Raw genomic sequence first — 15,473 nt, forward strand, 5'->3', positions numbered from 1 at the left:
CGTGGATTGCCCTGACGGAAACACAGCATTCATGGCAGATGCCCACCTTCGCCCGGGCGCTGCGGCGCCCTTCAGCAATCCGCAACCCCGTCATCCCGGCTTGACCCGGGGCAACCTTCAACCCCCAACGGGCACCCATGAAGCTCATCTCGTTCAATGTGAATGGCATCCGTGCCAGCGTGGGCAAGGGCCTGCACGACACCCTGCGCACCCTCGATGCCGACATCATCTGTTTCCAGGAGACCAAGGCCACGCCGGAACAAGTAGCCGCTGCACTGAAGGACGCCAACGGCTATCACGTGAACGCCTATGGCGCGGAGAAGCTCGGTTACAGCGGCACGGCCATCGCCAGCAAGGAGAAGCCCGCCAAGGTCGATTTCGGCATCGGCATGAAAGGGCACGATGACGAGGGCCGCGTGGTCACCTGCACCTTCAAGGACCACGTGGTGGTCTGCGTCTATACGCCCAACAGCGGCGAGGGCATGAAACGGCTCAGCTATCGCGCGGAATGGGATGCGGCGTTCAAGGCCTATGTCACCAAGCTGGCCAAGGGCAAATTGCCGGTCATCATCACCGGCGACCTGAACGTGGCGCACCGGCCCATCGACCTCGCGCGTCCCAAGGACAACTACAACAAGACCAGCGGCTACACTCAGCAGGAGATCGACGGCATGGACGCGCTGCAAGCGGCAGGCTTCGTGGACACCTTCCGGCATCTCCACCCGGACGCGGTGAAGTACAGCTGGTGGAGCCAGCGCTTCGGCGCACGCGCCAAGAACGTGGGCTGGCGCATCGATTACGTGCTGGTGAGCAAGGGCTTCGAGAAGCAGGTGAAGGAGGCCTTCATCCTCAACGAGGTGATGGGCAGCGATCATTGCCCGGTAGGGATCGTGTGGTGATCGGGCCGCTGACGCCATCTTCGCGGCCGTGACGCGCCAGCGACTCATCAGCACCATCAAGCGGAAGCGCAGCCTGCTCTGCGTGGGCCTCGATACCGAGGAGCACTTGGTGCCCGAGCACTTCCGCGCCGAGAGCCATCCTGTTCGCGCCTTCAACGAAGCGATCGTCGAGGTCACGCACGACCTTGCCGTGGCCTACAAGCTCAACCTCGCCTTCTATGAGGCGCTCGGCGATCAGGGCTGGCTCGACCTCGAGGCCACCATCGGCTACATCCGCAGCAAGGGCGATTGCTTCATCATCGCCGACGCCAAGCGCGGCGACATCGGCAACACCGCGCGCAAGTACGCCGAGGCCTTCTTCGACGTGCTCGATGTGGATGCCATCACGCTATCGCCCTACATGGGACGCGACAGCATCGAGCCCTTCCTGCACCGTCCCGGCAAGTGGGCCATCGTGCTCGGCATCACCAGCAACGCCGGCGCCGACGATTTCCAGTTCATCGCCGATGCGCATGGCCAGCGGCTCTTCGAAGCGGTGATCGCGAAGTGCGCGCAATGGGGAAGCCCCGATGAGCTCATGTTCGTCACCGGTGCCACGCGACCCGAAGTGCTGCAACAAGCGCGCGCCCTGGCGCCCGATCATTTCTTCCTCGTGCCTGGCGTGGGCGCGCAAGGCGGCGACCTCGACGCCGTTCTCGACGCCGGAATGATCGCCGATGGCGGCCTGCTCATCAACAGCAGCCGCGGCGTGCTCTATGCCGGTGCGGGCGAAGAGGCCATCCCCATGGCGCGCAAGGCGGCGATGCAGATGCAGCAGGCGATGGCGCGGAGAATGTAGGCCTAGGGACTGGTCTGAAGAGGATGTGCTTTTCAGCACCAGCGCTAAAACCGCTGTCGATTTCGTTGCACGGCGCAAGCCGGTCGTCAAGACGCGGCCGAACTTGGTGGAAGCCTTAGGCGCGAAGTACCCGGTGGTGCGCGAGCTTGGGCGAGGCCGGTGCGCTTGGCGGCGGCACGGCAGCGTAATCGTGGCGATATGCTCTCAGTTCAATTCGGTGCCGTTGTGCCGACGACGAAGCACCGGTTCCGTGGTCGATGAGCGATAGCCCGGACCGGGTCCCAAGGGTGCATGGACAGGGTGGTCGGTTCCAGACAGCAGTTCATAACGCACGACCGCGCTACACGCTGTCGGTCCGAGGCTCGCACGTTCGTTGCAGGCAAGACTTGAGGCGCGCGTCGCGTTTTTTCCACGATCGCTTGCATTTGCCCGTCGAGCATATACATTCGTTCCACCAGTTAGCTATCGCTCGATTAGTCTGAACTTGAATGAAGCCCTTTGCATCTACTTCACCATGCCCAGCCATGCCTCATATCTGAGCGGCGTCCGCGCCTTGCGCCTTGCGCCTTGCTCATTCTTCCAGCCCAACAAGGTAGGCCATGGCCTCCTTCACGAAAAAGCCCCCAGCGCTTGCGACGCCAGGGGCCGGTTGCTCCATGTCCCACTAACACGGCTATGAAAATGGAAACGAGCTAGGCAAAGGTAGGGCGCTGCTCCGAGCAGGTCTCGGGCAGCGCCCCCGCCGCCCAGGCGGTCTTATGGGCGGGCACGCGGAAGGCGCCATGGCCGCGGACAACCCGTATCTCAAGGAGGCGGGCCGGACGATGCTCCTGGCCGATACGAACAACGAATGATGACCACACGCGCGATGAACCTCAAGCGGCCCTGTGCTAGCCTCGGCTTGGTGCTGGGCTGCCTAGGGTTTGTTGCTACTCTCCGCTGCGCAGCGCAGAACCTTGTGCCCAACCCGGGGTTTGAGGAGACCGATAGCTGCACCTTCGGGCTGGGGCTTGGGGAACTACAGGATTGGTATAGCGCGAACGTCACCCCTGACCATCTACAGAGTTGCCAACCCTACGGTACAGCAAATGGTCTGCCGTCGAACTTGATCACGTTTCAGTACCCGTTCGAGGGTGAGAATTGTGTTGGTCTGATCACGTACCATCAGAATGGACCTGCCGACCAGCAGCGCGAATGGATTATGGCGCACTTGCAGGAGCCTATGGTAGTTGGACAGACCTACTACTGCAGCTTCCGGGCCAATGCCGGCTTTGGGGGTAACGCGCAGTATCCACAAATCTGGCTGGCCAACGACAAGGTGGGCATGCTGTTCACTACCTACGACCGGGAGTGGACCTGGGGTGACCCTTTCCCATCACCGCCGAACACAGCTCACGTCCATTACCCCCAAGTCCTTAGCGATACGGTGGGGTGGACCTTGGTGAGCGGCAGCTTAGTGGCAGACAGTGCGTACCAGTACGTGATAATTGGGCAGTTCTTCAGCAATGCCTTGACGGATACCCTGCACTTTGCCTCTCCGAGCTCTGTCTTTCCTTGGTATCCGAGGGCATATACACTGATCGACGCGGTCTGCGTGTCGCCCAACCCGAAGGGTTGCGAGCTTGCCCAAGGGATCCAGGAACCTTCAGTGACGACGGTGGCACTATACCCCAATCCAGCAACTGACCAACTCCTATTGGAAGGTGCGGAAGGTCTATGGGTAACTGCGCAGGATGGACTGGGGCGGGTGGTATGGCAGGGCCGATCGTCCGGGGCGCGGTATGCTTTGCTGGTACGGCATTGGGCGCGAGGCAGCTACACACTGCGTGTGGATAGTGGAAGGAGCATAACGTTCCATAAGTTCGTATTGGCCGAGTAAGCAATATCGTTCCGGTCTTTTTGATGGACTGAAAAACACGAAAAGACATGAGTACGAAGAACGTCTTGAAGCACCTGACGATAGGTGCATTGCTATTGAGCTCGGGTCAGGTGGTTGGTCAGGCATCTGTGCTAGGCAACGCGGGCGTCCCTGGCGACTATTTAGGCTGGGACAACACGATGATTAACGACCCGCTGATGGTGCGGCACAACGCCAATCAGCCGATCGAGTGGTACACGAACGCGCTCCTGCGCATGCGGCTCACCCCCACGCTGTTGAACCAGAACTGGGCCTGGTACCAGAACAACAACCTGGATTTCAGCGGGCACTTGGGCATTGGTAACCCCACGCCGCAGTTGCCGCTCACCTATCTGCACATCAACAGCTCGGCGCTCAACGGCATCACGGTAGGCTACCGGCCATGGATGCGGGTAGGGGTGTTCACAACGCAAGGGTCCGATGGCCTGTACGCGGGCATGCGGCTCTGGAACGGCGGGACTCACAGCCTTTTGAGTTGGTCGGATGACGACAACGCACAGAACCAGATGGACCCGCTGAGCTTCGTCTTCACCAGCACGCCCGACAATTCAAGTACGGCCAGCAGCCTCGGAGGCCTCGAGGTGGCCCGTATGGTTCCGGCAATCAATGGCAATGAGGGCTTCCTTGGCGTCGGCGATTTCTTCACTGCCGGCGCAGTTCCCGGCGAACGCGTCGATGTGCTCGACGGCCGTCTGCGCATCCGGCAATTGCCCGATGACCAGGAAACGGACCAGGCGTTCAAAGTGATGGTGGTGGATGATACGAATGACCCGAACGAACGCGGTGTGGTGAAATGGCGCAACATCAACTTGAATGCAGGTTGCGATTGGGTGGTGCAGGACATCTTCCCCAATACGCCGCCCCATGTCTCGAACACCTACGATGGAAGCAATTGCACATGGAACAGGCGCCATGGTGTGGGTATTGGCATCCAGATCCCCAAGTTCAAGCTGCACGTGGTGCATAACAGTGATGCGCTGCTCGCGCCGGACGCGATTTATGGCGAGTCGAGCTTCGACTATGAACAAGGCCAATGGATCACCGGTGTTCATGGGCAAGCGAGCCCGGCCACCGCTCAAAGCCCGCTGCTGACCATGCGGGCCATGGGCGTGCGCGGCAGTGCATACGGCGCCCGTTCATCGGTTGGCGTGTATGGCTTGGCAGACATTACCGGCGCTCAGGGCGGTCAGGATGCCGCAGAGACCATTGGGGTCATGGGAATAGCACGCGCTAACTCCAACAGCGATCTGTGCGTGGGACTATGGGGGGCGGCTAGTGGCGCAACGGATCCAAATAACGATTGGGCCGCTTGGTTCGAAGGCAGCACCTACTCCAATGGCGGCTCTTACCAAGGGTCGGATGCGAGCTTGAAGACCGATGTTGACGAACTCTCAGGCGCGTTGGCCCTGATTGAACAACTACAGCCTCGAACTTACCAATACTCGGTTGATCAGTTCCCATACCTCCACCTGCCCTCAGGTGAGCAAATGGGTTTCATTGCGCAAGAGATGGAGTCAGTCCTCCCTCAATTGGTTCGGGTGGTGAACCGTCCGGCTCAGGTCGATTCCTCGGGCCAGGAACTTGAACCAGCAATCTCATTCAAAGCGGTCAACTACACCGCATTGACGCCACTGCTCACTGCAGCGATCAAAGAGCAACAGGCCATACTAGCGAGCACACAAGAGCAGATGCAGGCATTGCAATCACAGCTGATCATTCTTCAGCAACAACTCGCCGCTTGCTGCGCCGCGCCAACGGATAGCGATCACCGAATCGGCCCCTCCGGTAGCGGAACCGGCGAGGATGCAATCACCCCTGCACAAGAGCACCTGCTCCGCATCGCGCCCAACCCATTCACGGACCGCACCACACTGTTCTGCACCCTCGAACGCGCGGGCCGCATTCAGCTGCTTGCCAACAGCGCCGATGGCCGCAGCCTCCTGGTGCTGAGCGAGGGAGAGAGAGAGGCTGGTGAATTCCAGTACGACTGGAGCACCGAGAACCTGTCGCCCGGCGTGTACTACATCACCCTCTTGCTCGATGGTGAGCCGGTGGTGAAGCGCGCGGTGAAGGTTGGGCGGTAGTAGTCAGCCAGACGGATTCTCAGGCCGAAGTCGGAAGGGGGCCGCGCCATCGCACGGCCCCCTTTTCATTGGCGGCTGGATGCGGTGCGATCCTTGGGGTCATTAACGCAAGGCATCTGCTGTCGGGCAACACCCTATTCCGGATACTTTCACCCAGTGCCTTCCGCGTCGCCCGCCCCCTCCATCCTCCTCGACCCCGCCTTCCCCTACGGCGAGGACCTGCTCCAATTCATCTGGGAGCAAGGGCTGTATGAGCGCCGAGGATTATGCACCACGGATGGACGCCCTGTGGAAGTGGTGAAGGCGGGCCGCATCCAGCGCGACAGTGGGCCCGATCTGGCCGACGCGAAAGTGCGGATCGATGGACAGCTCTGGGCGGGCACGGTGGAGGTGCATCTGCGATCGAGCGAGTGGAGGGCGCACGGCCACCACCACGACCCGGCCTATGAGAACGTGGTGCTGCATGTGGTGTATGAGCACGATGCCGAGGCTTGCACCTTGAGCGGCCGCACCTTGCCCACGGTTGAGCTGCTGCCGCGCGTCTCCACGGAGAGCATCGGTCTGTACCAAGCACTCATGCGCGGCAAGGGCTTCGTGCCGTGCGCTGCGCAACTGCACCGGGCTGATCCCTTGCGCACCAGCGCCTGGCTCGAGCGCGTGCTGGTGGAGCGGTTGGAGCGCAAGACGGCGCATGTGGAATCGCTCTTCCGTGAGTTGAACGGCGATGCGTCGGAGACGCTCTACCAGCTGCTCGCGCGCGGCTTCGGCCTGAAGGTGAATGCCGAGCCCTTCGGCATGCTGGCCCGGGCGCTGCCGCTGCGCGTGCTGCACAAGTACCGCGATGATGCGCTGCGCACCGAGGCCCTGCTCTTCGGTCAGGCCGGCCTGCTGCAAGTCGATTTCGTGGACGAGCACCCACGCGCGCTGCAACGCGAGCATGCCCTGCTCGCCCGCATGCACGCCCTCCATCCGGCCCCGCTCGCCGCCTGGAAGTTCGCGCGCATGCGGCCGATCAACCTGCCCACCATCCGCATGGCGCAGTTCGCGCGCTTGATCATGCGCTGCGATGGCGACCTGAGTCCGTTGATCGCATCAGACGATCCCGGTGAGGTCCGGGCCCTGCTCGATGTGGAAGCCGATGGCTATTGGACCGATCACTGGGTCTTCGACAAGCCGAGCGCGCCGAAACCCAAGCACCTGGGCCGTGTCGGCGCCGATCACCTGATCATCAACGCCGTCGTCCCCGCGCTCTTCGCCCTGGGCCGCGTGCTGGGCCGCACCGACCATGCGGACCGTGCCATGCGCTTGCTCGAGCGGCTCCCGGCCGAATCGAATGCGGTGCTGAAGGGATGGGAGGCTGCAGGGCTCAGCGCACAGGACGCCGGCCGAGGACAAGCGCTCATCGAGCTCAAGAACGAGTACTGCGACAAGCGCCGCTGCCTGCATTGCGGCATCGGGCAGCAGTTGCTGCGGTCAACCTTGAAATGAGTTGACGCCTAATCGTCGCCATCATCGCGCGGCAGCTCGTTGAAGCTACCGAGCTCCTGCTCATCGTCGTAGTAGAACACGCGCAATTGGGCGGTGTCGCGCAGCAGGTCGATGCGGCCCACCTCGATGCGTGACGGGCGCACGCCGAGGCGCTCGCGCAGGTCGTCCATCAACTTGTCGCGGTTCTCCGGCTTGATCAGGTCGATGCGCTCGTAGGTGATCTGGCGCATGGCCTCGTGGCGCGTGAGCCAGAGGTGCTCCAGCACGTACGTGGTGATCAGGATCAGCGCGTTGGTGAACAGCAACTCCACCAGGCTCACCTTCTTGCCGAATAGCGCGTTCATCACCGCCACGGCGATCACCGCGAGCAGGTAGGTCATGTCCTTGATGCTGATCTGCTCGGTGCGGTAGCGCAGGATGCTGAAGATCGCGAAGAGGCCGAAGGCGAAGCCCGTGCTCAGCTTCACGCTGTTGAGCAGGCCGCAGAGGAAGAAGATGAGGACGTTGAAGAGGAAGTAGGTGAAGAGGAAGTCCTTCTTGCGGTGGATCGGGTAGTAGATCAACCGGATCAGGACGTACACCACCAGCAGGTCGAGGCCGAACTTGAAGAGGAGTTCCCAGAAGTCGTCGTGGAAGATCTCCCAGCCGAGGAATTTCATGCGGTTCGTTTAGTTGTTCACGCGGCGTTGCGCAGGCGGTTGAGGCGGAGGAGCACTTCCTTGAAGGCGTTGTGCTTCACAGGGCGGCGCAAGGTGAGCATGCCGATGCAATACTTGCTCATGCCGCTGGGCCGCTCGCCCATGGCGCGCACCAGCTTCACGAAGGGTGAGCTGCGGTCGGCGCGTTCCTGCTTGAGCTCGGCCACCACGATGCCATCGAGCGCCCCGCTGCCATCGGGCATGGAGAAGCGGAGGTCCACATCCATGGTGAGGCGCTCGGGCCTGTCCTTCGCCACGAAGGTGTAGCGCGTGAAGTGGTTCCAGAGGGTGGGCACCAAGGGGCTTGCATCGTGCGCGGCCTCCTGCGCGAAGCGGAGCTGTTCACCGGCAAGCTGCTCCGGGATGCTCTCCACGCGCATGCGCGCCTTGTCCGTGCGGCCGCGACCCGTCTTGCGCTTCACCTCCAGGAAGGCGAGGCCGCTGCCGATGTATTCGCGGAAGCGCACCTTGCTGCGGAACGTGCGCTTGTTGTGGTGGTCGCGGTAATGCTTCAGGTCGGGCGTGTCGAAGTAGAGGCTGCGGTATGCCGTGCCGCGCTTGCCATCCACCTCGAGCAGGCGGTAGTGCGGGAGCATCTGTTCCAGCAGCTTGGGCAGGGAGTCGGCGCCGATCACGTACTTGGTGTCCACGCGGTCCTGCAGCTTCACGCCATCCATCTCCGCGAGGGTGATCGGCTCGAAGCGCTGAAGGATGAAGCTGTTATCCACGGGTTCCCGCAAGGCCGCCAAAACTAACCGAGTGGCGCCATTCGACCCTCGGGCCCGCGTGGCGTTCAAGTACATTCGCCCTCCTTTCGACCGTCGCATGGCCGAGCAGCACCAGCACACCTTCATGTACCGACGGATGCCGCTCGCGGAGCTTCCACCCGCCGATCAGGAGCTGGTGGCGCGTGCGGTCAAGGCATCGCAGCGCGCCTATGCCCCGTATTCGCGCTTCTTCGTTGGTGCCGCGCTGCGTTTGAGCGATGGCGCCGTGATCGAAGGCAACAACCAAGAGAACGCTTCTTTCCCGGCAGGCATCTGCGCCGAGCGCACCGCCCTGCACCATGCCTTGGCCATGGATGCATCGGCCTCGGTGGAGGCGATCGCCGTGGCGGTGCCGCAAGTGGCCGGTGATGCGCCCGTTTCGCCGTGCGGCATCTGCCGTCAAGCGCTGCTGGAGCAGGAAACACGGCAGGGCTCGCCCATGCGCGTGCTGTTAGCGTCGTCGTCGGGCGCGGTGGTCGAAGTGGCACGGGCCGCTGATCTGCTGCCCCTGCATTTCGATGCTTCCTTCCTGCCGAAGTGAGCGGTCCGCGCCCGGTGCCGCCGGAAAGCGGGCAGGTATATTTGCCCGCCACGCACTGCACGCGATCCATCGCTTCCCATGACCACCAAGACCGCCGCCAAGGCCAGCCGCGCCAAGGCCGATTCCACCGCCTTTCCGAAGGAGACCTACCAGCGCTGGTTCAAGGACATGGTGCTCATGCGCCGTTTCGAGGAGAAGTGCGGCCACCTCTACACGATGCAGAAGTTCGGCGGATTCTGCCACCTCTACATCGGGCAGGAGGCCGTGCTCGCGGGCATGGTCACCGCCATCCGCAAGACCGATCGCATCATCACCGGCTACCGCGACCATTGCCATCCGCTCGCCCTTGGCGATTCGCCCAAGCGCGTCATGGCCGAGCTCTATGGCAAGACCACCGGCACCAGCAAGGGCAAGGGCGGCAGCATGCACTTCTTCGATAAGAGCCGGAACCTCTTCGGGGGGCACGGCATCGTGGGAGGGCAGATCGGACTCGGCGCCGGCATCGCTTTCGCCGATTGGTACCGCGGCGAGGATCACGTCACCCTGTGCATGTTCGGCGACGGTGCAGCGCGTCAAGGCATCCTGCACGAGACCTTCAACATGGCCATGACCTGGAAGCTCCCGGTGATCTTCATCGTTGAGAACAACCAGTACGCCATGGGCACCAGCGTGGCGCGCACCAGCAATGTGCACGACCTGCGCCGCTTGGGCGAGAGCTACGACATGCCCGGCGTGGCCGTGAACGGCATGCGCTGCGAGGATGTGCATGAGGCCATCAGCAACGCTTGCGCGCACGTGCGCGGCGGCAACGGGCCCATCCTGCTCGACATCCAGACCTACCGGTACAAGGGCCACAGCATGAGCGACCCGCAGAAGTACCGCACCAAGGAAGAGGTGGAGGCCTACAAGCAGCAGGATCCCATCGAGAGCGTGCGCGCCACCCTGCTCGCGAACAAGTGGGCTAGCGAAGGCGAGCTGGAGGCCATCGACGAAGCCGCGAAGAAGGAAGTGGAGGAGGCCGTGAAGTTCGCGGAGGAAAGTCCCGTGCCCGATGCCAGCGAATTGTACACCGATGTGTACATGCAGTCCGATTACCCCTTCGAGAAAGACTGACCTAAACCTGCGCCGGAGAACGGCGCGTGCATCATGGCCGAGATCATCCGCATGCCCAAGCTGAGCGACACCATGACCGAAGGCGGTCTCAGCAAGTGGCACAAGAACGTGGGCGACAAACTGAAGACCGGCGACCTGCTCGCCGAGATCGAGACCGACAAGGCCACCATGGACTTTGAGAGCCCGGTGGATGGCGTGCTGCTGCACATCGGCGTGCCCGCTGGCAAGAGCGCTGCGGTTGATAGCATCCTTGCCGTGTTCGGGAAGGAAGGGGAGGACATCACGGCCCTGCTTGCAAGCGCGGCTTCCGAAGCGCCGAAAAAGGCGGAGGTGAAGGAAGAACCCAAGGCGCAGGTGCAGGCGCAGGAGGCAGCGAGGCCACTTGCCCCTGCTCCTGCCCCTGCCCCTGCCCCTGTCCCTGTATCATCCAACGGCCGCGTGAAAGCCAGTCCGCTCGCGAAGCACTTGGCCGAGGAGAAGGGCATCGACATCAGCCGCGTACGTGGCAGCGGCCCCGATGGACGCGTGACCAAGAGCGACATCGAGAACCATCGCGGCAGTGGCGGGGCGTACAGTGCACCGCAGGTGGAGGCCTTCACCGAAGTGGAGGTGAGCCAGATGCGCAAGACCATCGCGCGCCGTCTGGCCGAGAGCAAGTTCACCGCGCCGCACTTCTACCTCACGATCGAGATCGACATGGGGCGCGCCGTTCAAGTGCGCGAGGCGATCAACAAGAGCATCGCGCCCGACAAGATTTCCTTCAACGACCTTGTGATCAAAGGCGTCGCAGTTGCATTGAAGCAGCACCCCAAGGTGAACAGCAGCTGGCTCGGCGATCGCATCCGCTTCAATCAGCACGTGCACATCGGCGTTGCCGTCGCGGTGGAGGAAGGACTGCTCGTGCCCGTTGTGCGCTTCGCCGATAGCAAACCGCTGCGCACCATTGGCGCCGAGGTGCGCGACTACGCGAAGAAGGCCAAGGAGAAGAAGCTGCAGCCCGCCGACTGGGAAGGCAACACCTTCACCATCTCCAACCTCGGCATGTTCGGCATCGAGGAGTTCACCGCCATCATCAACCCCCCCGATGCCTGCATCCTGGCCGTGGGCGGCATCATGGAGAAGCCCGTGGTGAAGAATGGCGCCATCGTGCCCGGCCACACCATGAAGGTGACCCTGAGTTGCGACCACCGCGTGGTGGATGGCGCAACCGGCGCGGCCTTCCTGCAGACCTTCAAGGGCTACATGGAAGAGCCGGCGTTGCTGCTGGGGGTGGGAGCGATCTAAGGCTGATGCGGTCGGTGCTGCTTGTCATCGGCCAGTTCACATGCATCGGTGCGCTCGTGTTGGGCGGCACTTGGCAGTTGCCGTGGTGGGCGTGGGCGCTCTTCGGCATGGGTCTGATCGTACTGGTTTGGGCAGCGTTCTCGCTAGGCGGCCATAACCTCACGGTGATGCCTGATCCGCGGGCTACGAATGCGTTGAGCGCGCGCGGCATCTACCGTTTCGTGCGGCATCCGATGTACACGGCGGTGCTGCTATGCGGCTCGGCCTTGGCCTTCGGTTCGCCGAGCGCATTGCGGTGGATGGCGCTGGCGGTCTGCATCATGGTTCTCCTGCTGAAGATCCAGCACGAAGAGGCTCTGCTCACTGCAAGGCACCCGGACTATGCCGAGCGCATGCGCGGCGTCAAGCGTCTGCTGCCAGGCGTGTGGTAGGGGCAACCGTTCGTCACGCGCCCTTCCGGTCCGCACATTCTTCTTTCCTGCGGCTCTTGCGCGCGAGAACCTTGCTGTCCACTCGTTCATGGACCGCGCGATCGATCCCCGTCCGGCACGCCGGAAACGCATCGTTGCCATTGGCTGCGTTGGCGGAGTCGTATTGCTCATCCTTGCTTTCTGGAGCAGCTCCTTCGCAACCAGCCGTGTGCGTATAGAAGCGACGAAAGTCACCATTGGCACAGTGCAGAAGGGGCTCTTCAAGGAGTTCATCCCCATCACTGGCACAGTTCAGCCGATCCAGACGGTATTCCTCGACGCGCTCGAGGGCGGCACGGTGAAGCACCGCTTCGTAGAGGACGGCAGCATGGTGAAGGCGGGGCAGCCCATCATCGAATTGAGCAATCCGCAGTTGCACATGGATGCCATCAACCGCGAGGCGCAACTGCTCGATCAGCAGAACAACCTGCGCAACACGCGGCTGGCCATGGATCAGCAGACCACGCGGCTGAGGGATGAGCTGCTCAATCTCGACAAGGACCTGAGGCGCTTGGAGCGCGACCAGCGCGTGGATGACCGGCTCGTGAAGGACTCGCTGCTGGCGCGCAACGCCTACCTGAGCAACCTGGAGAACCTGCAGTACATGCGCGAGAAGCGCAAGCTATTGGCGGCCAACGTGCGGAGCGATTCGCTCTTCCGGCTCAGCCAGGTGGGCTCCATCACCAGCAACCTCGCTCTCATCGACCAGAACCTCGCCTTCCTGCGTGACAACCTGCAGAACCTGGTGATCAAGGCACCGATCGACGGTCAGCTCAGCGGCCTCAACGTCGAACTGGGACAGACCAAGCAGCGCGGCGAGCGCCTCGCGCAGATTGATGTGCTGGAACGGTTCAAGGTGCGTGCGCGCATCCCCGAGCATTACGTGAGCCGTGTGAGCATCGGCCTGGTCGGCACCTTCACCCACGCGGGCACTGAGCACGCGATTGAGGTCTTCAAGGTCTATCCCGAAGTGAGCAACGGCGAATTCGATGTGGACCTGCGCTTCGTTGGCGTGAGTCCCGAGGTGCGACGCGGTCAGACCTTCCAGGTGCGTCTGCAGCTGAGCGAGGACATGCAAGCCGTGATGCTGCCGCGCGGTCCCTTCTTCCAGGACACCGGTGGGCAATGGGTGTACGCGGTGGATGCCGAAGGCAAGGCCACCAAGCGCGATGTGAGGCTCGGTCGCCAGAATCCCGAGATGTACGAAGTGCTCGAAGGGCTCGCACCCGGCGACCGCGTAGTGACCAGCCGGTATGCCGCTTTCAATGACGCCGATGAACTCTTGATCCAGTAAGGGCCGGATCTGACCGGCCCCGACAAACCCCAGAACCATGAGCCTCCTGAAAACCCAGAACCTCTCGAAGATCTACCGCACCGATGCCATCGAGACCACCGCGCTGAACGAGGTGAGCATCTCCATCGCCCAAGGCGAATTCGTGGCCATCATGGGCCCCAGCGGCTGCGGCAAGTCCACGCTGCTCAATATCATCGGCCTGCTTGATTCGCCCAGCAGCGGGCAGTACTTCGTCAACGGTGAGGACGTGAGCGGCTACAATGAGCGCAGGCGCGCCGAGGTCCGAAAGAGCACCATCGGCTTCGTGTTCCAGAGCTTCAACCTGATCGATGAATTGACGGTCGCCGAGAACATCGAGCTGCCGTTGATCTACACGAGCATGCCCAAGGGCGAGCGCAAGCAGCGCGTTCAGGAAGCCATGGACCGCATGAGCATCGCGCATCGCGCCAAGCACTTCCCGCAGCAGCTCAGCGGCGGCCAGCAACAACGTGTGGCCATCGCGCGCGCCGTGGTGAACAGCCCCAAGCTCATCCTCGCGGATGAGCCCACGGGCAACCTCGACAGCGCCATGGGCGAGGAGGTGATGGGCCTGCTCACCGAGTTGAACAAGGCAGGCACCACGATCATCATCGTTACCCACAGCATGCGTGATGCGGGTTATGCGCAGCGCACGATCAAATTGCTGGACGGGAAGGTGGTGGAGGGGAATGTGCCAGTGCAGACGCTGCTTTGATCCGCTTCGGCGCACGCACCATTCCGTTATGCGCGGCGGTCAGCAGGGGTGATGCACCCTTGGACTGGCCGATAATGCGTCCGACGCCATGCATTCCGCTTCACGGTCGAGTGTGGCGGACCAATGGGTCGAGGCTCGATTGGTCAACTTCATTCCTCCCCGCTGTTCTTCAGCGTCGAGAGCAGGCTGTACGCACCCTTGACCACCAATGACCGTTGCCGGAGTTCAGCGCCGGGATCCACGAGCTCGAAGTAGCCGTACTCGTTCGCCCCGGTGGCAACAGGCACCATGGTGTAGCTGCCGTCCGCGTTGGCGGTGAACACGGCCTGACCTTCGCCGCTGCGCACCACGGCCTCTTCGGGCACGCACCACACGGTATCGGTCTCGATCTCGAGCGTGGCGCTCATGGCCATGCCGGGTACCAGGTCCTTGTGGGTCTTGGTGAAGTGGCAGTGCACGATGGTGCTGCGGTCCGCGTCGAGGCTGCGGCCCACGAGGATCACCTCGGCCTCGTACTCATCATCGGGATGCGCCGTGGGCCGCGCGTGCACCTCCTGGCCCACGCGCACGTTCGGCAGATCCTTCTCAAAGACGGTCAACGCCAGGTGGATGTCCTTGGGGTCCACCAGTTCGAATAGGATGTCCGTGGGCTGCACGTAGCGCCCGATGTTCACGTTCACCTTCGCCACCCAGCCGTGGATCGGTGATCGTAATGCCACGCTGCGCGAGATGCTCTCCGCGGTGAGCGCCGTCGGGTCCACACCGATGAGCCGAAGCTGTTCACCGAGCGAGCGCAAGGTGACCTTCTGTGTGTTGAGCTCTGCGGTGGCTTCCTGGAACACCTTGTCGCTGGTGGTCTTGGAGGCGTTAAGGGCCTTCTGCCTTTCGAAGTCCTGCGTGAGCATCTTCACCTTGCCCTCGGTCACCAGGTAGTCTTGTTGAAGCTGGATGAAGCGCGGGTCCTCCATGATCGCGAGTGTCTGCCCCTTTTGGACCTCCATGCCGGGCAGCAGGTCCGTGGAGCGCAGGTAGCCACCGAGCGGTGCGCTTATGCTCACGAGGTTCTGCGGTGGCACGTCCACCACGCCCTGCACGGGCATGAGCACACCGAGTGAACGTCGTTCCGCCTTGCCGGTGACGATGCCGGCGTTCTTCAATTGGTCGGCGCTGAGGCTGACCGTGGCTTCGGACGATGCGGGTGCGGCAGCATCCGCAGGTGGTTCCGCCGTTGTACAGGAGGCAAGCGTTAGTAGTGTAGCGCAGGTGCTGCCAAGAAGCACTTGTAGCATCGACCCACTGGGTCGAACGTGCTGAATTGAATTGTGCTGACGCATGATGCGTGGTTG

At 62.4% G+C, this 15,473-nt stretch carries 14 protein-coding genes; 11 read left to right on the forward strand and 3 right to left on the reverse strand.

What is annotated here, in order from left to right; all coding sequences use genetic code 11:
* Positions 1 to 137 precede the first annotated feature (137 nt).
* The 5 genes from xth (at position 138) to IPM12_07715 (ending at position 7,227) form a co-directional block, all read left to right on the forward strand.
* Positions 138 to 899: an exodeoxyribonuclease III gene (gene xth / locus IPM12_07695; GenBank protein ID MBK9147684.1), complete on the forward strand. Its 762-nt coding sequence runs from the start codon at positions 138 to 140 to the stop codon at positions 897 to 899.
* Between the two features lie 28 nt (positions 900 to 927).
* Complete coding sequence (pyrF, locus tag IPM12_07700) at positions 928 to 1,737, forward strand: orotidine-5'-phosphate decarboxylase (protein MBK9147685.1); 810 nt, start codon at positions 928 to 930, stop codon at positions 1,735 to 1,737.
* Positions 1,738 to 2,587: 850 nt separating this feature from the next.
* The gene (locus IPM12_07705) at positions 2,588 to 3,616 is read left to right on the forward strand and encodes a hypothetical protein (protein MBK9147686.1); all 1,029 of its coding nucleotides are present in this window, start codon (positions 2,588 to 2,590) and stop codon (positions 3,614 to 3,616) included.
* 47 nt (positions 3,617 to 3,663) lie between these two features.
* On the forward strand, positions 3,664 to 5,739 hold the full coding sequence (locus tag IPM12_07710; protein ID MBK9147687.1) for a tail fiber domain-containing protein: 2,076 nt from the start codon (positions 3,664 to 3,666) through the stop codon (positions 5,737 to 5,739).
* A gap of 156 nt (positions 5,740 to 5,895) precedes the next feature.
* Positions 5,896 to 7,227, forward strand: a complete 1,332-nt coding sequence (locus IPM12_07715) for a DUF2851 family protein (protein ID MBK9147688.1) — start codon at positions 5,896 to 5,898, stop codon at positions 7,225 to 7,227.
* Positions 7,228 to 7,235: 8 nt separating this feature from the next.
* On the opposite strand, the gene IPM12_07720 is transcribed toward IPM12_07715, so the two are convergent.
* Together IPM12_07720 and IPM12_07725 are read right to left on the reverse strand one after the other, a co-directional pair.
* Positions 7,236 to 7,886 (reverse strand): DUF4956 domain-containing protein, encoded by a 651-nt coding sequence (locus IPM12_07720; protein ID MBK9147689.1) that lies wholly within the window; start codon positions 7,884 to 7,886, stop codon positions 7,236 to 7,238.
* Positions 7,887 to 7,903: 17 nt separating this feature from the next.
* On the reverse strand, positions 7,904 to 8,665 hold the full coding sequence (locus tag IPM12_07725; protein MBK9147690.1) for a polyphosphate polymerase domain-containing protein: 762 nt from the start codon (positions 8,663 to 8,665) through the stop codon (positions 7,904 to 7,906).
* 85 nt (positions 8,666 to 8,750) lie between these two features.
* Here IPM12_07725 and IPM12_07730 point away from each other — a divergent pair, with 85 nt between their 5' ends.
* The 6 genes from IPM12_07730 to IPM12_07755 all read left to right on the forward strand — a co-directional run bounded on the left by IPM12_07730 (position 8,751) and on the right by IPM12_07755 (position 14,127).
* The gene (locus tag IPM12_07730; GenBank protein ID MBK9147691.1) at positions 8,751 to 9,233 is read left to right on the forward strand and encodes a cytidine deaminase; all 483 of its coding nucleotides are present in this window, start codon (positions 8,751 to 8,753) and stop codon (positions 9,231 to 9,233) included.
* 78 nt (positions 9,234 to 9,311) lie between these two features.
* Positions 9,312 to 10,346 carry a pyruvate dehydrogenase (acetyl-transferring) E1 component subunit alpha gene (gene pdhA, locus IPM12_07735; GenBank protein MBK9147692.1) on the forward strand — a complete coding sequence of 345 codons (1,035 nt, stop codon included), beginning with the start codon at positions 9,312 to 9,314 and terminating at the stop codon, positions 10,344 to 10,346.
* A 33-nt stretch (positions 10,347 to 10,379) separates the two neighbouring features.
* Complete coding sequence (locus IPM12_07740) at positions 10,380 to 11,630, forward strand: pyruvate dehydrogenase complex dihydrolipoamide acetyltransferase (protein ID MBK9147693.1); 1,251 nt, start codon at positions 10,380 to 10,382, stop codon at positions 11,628 to 11,630.
* Positions 11,631 to 11,635: 5 nt separating this feature from the next.
* A complete protein-coding gene (locus IPM12_07745) occupies positions 11,636 to 12,061 on the forward strand; it encodes an isoprenylcysteine carboxylmethyltransferase family protein (protein ID MBK9147694.1) in 426 nt (141 codons plus the stop codon).
* An 88-nt stretch (positions 12,062 to 12,149) separates the two neighbouring features.
* Positions 12,150 to 13,394: an efflux RND transporter periplasmic adaptor subunit gene (locus IPM12_07750; protein ID MBK9147695.1), complete on the forward strand. Its 1,245-nt coding sequence runs from the start codon at positions 12,150 to 12,152 to the stop codon at positions 13,392 to 13,394.
* A 37-nt stretch (positions 13,395 to 13,431) separates the two neighbouring features.
* On the forward strand, positions 13,432 to 14,127 hold the full coding sequence (locus IPM12_07755; protein ID MBK9147696.1) for an ABC transporter ATP-binding protein: 696 nt from the start codon (positions 13,432 to 13,434) through the stop codon (positions 14,125 to 14,127).
* 149 nt (positions 14,128 to 14,276) lie between these two features.
* Here IPM12_07755 and IPM12_07760 read toward each other — a convergent pair whose 3' ends face one another.
* Positions 14,277 to 15,416, reverse strand: coding sequence for an efflux RND transporter periplasmic adaptor subunit (locus IPM12_07760; GenBank protein MBK9147697.1), 1,140 nt, complete (start codon positions 15,414 to 15,416; stop codon positions 14,277 to 14,279).
* Between the last annotated feature and the right edge of the window lie 57 nt (positions 15,417 to 15,473).

The organism is Flavobacteriales bacterium (genome assembly GCA_016716605.1).
GTDB lineage: Bacteria > Bacteroidota > Bacteroidia > Flavobacteriales_F > PHOS-HE28 > PHOS-HE28.